Annotated in this window: 1 protein-coding gene; it reads left to right on the top strand. The window is 64.6% G+C overall.

The features are described from left to right. Positions 1-138: 138 nt before the first annotated feature. Positions 139-783 (top strand): transposase family protein (locus GY769_14995; GenBank protein ID MCP4203228.1); only part of this gene is annotated, 645 nt, incomplete at its 3' end.

Genomic DNA, 783 nt, shown 5'->3' with positions numbered 1-783 from the left:
GAGCTCGGCTCGCTCCTCACCCCAGACACGCTGACCAGGTGGTTCCGCCAGTACGCCGGCGCCAAGTATGATAGCCACGCCCAGCGCGGCCCGGGGCGACCGCCGAAGCCTCCGCACATTCGGGACCTCGTAGTCAGGTTGGCCCAAGAGAACGTGGGCTGGGGCTACACGAGAATCCGGGACGTGATGCGCCTCCTCGGCCACGAGATCGGCCGGACGACCGTCCAGCGGATCCTTGATGAAGACGGCATCGAGCCTGCGCCTGAGCGGCGCAAGCACCTGCCGTGGACGACCTTCCTAAAGGCACACTGGGGCGCCATCGCGGCGATGGACTTCTTCAAAGTGGAGGTGCTGTCCCTTCGCGGACCGGTGCGGTACGCCGTGCTCGTCGTGATGGACCTCCAGAGCCGGCGAGTACAGATCGCGGGCATCGTCCAGGAGCCCTACGAAGACTGGATGTTCCAAGTCTTGCGCAACCTGATCGACGGCGTGGACGGGTTCTTGTTGCCGCACCACTACCTGATCATGGACCGCGATCCGGTCTTCACTCAGGAATTCCGTGCACGTCTCGCGCGTGCCGGTATCGAGCCGATTCGCCTGCCCAGGCGCAGCCCGAACCTGAATCCGTTCGTCGAGCGGTTCAACCGTTCGATTAAGGAGGAATGCCTCGACCGCGTGATCCCACTGGGCGAGGCGCACCTCAGAGAGCTCGTGCGCGAGTACGTCGCGCATTACCATGAAGAACGGCCGCACCAAGGCCTGAGCGGTGGGCTCATCGCGGCT

The sequence above is a fragment of the bacterium genome, from assembly GCA_024224155.1.
In the GTDB taxonomy this organism is placed as follows: domain Bacteria; phylum Acidobacteriota; class Thermoanaerobaculia; order Multivoradales; family JAHEKO01; genus CALZIK01.
This window is presented reverse-complemented; position numbering and strand designations above follow the sequence as displayed.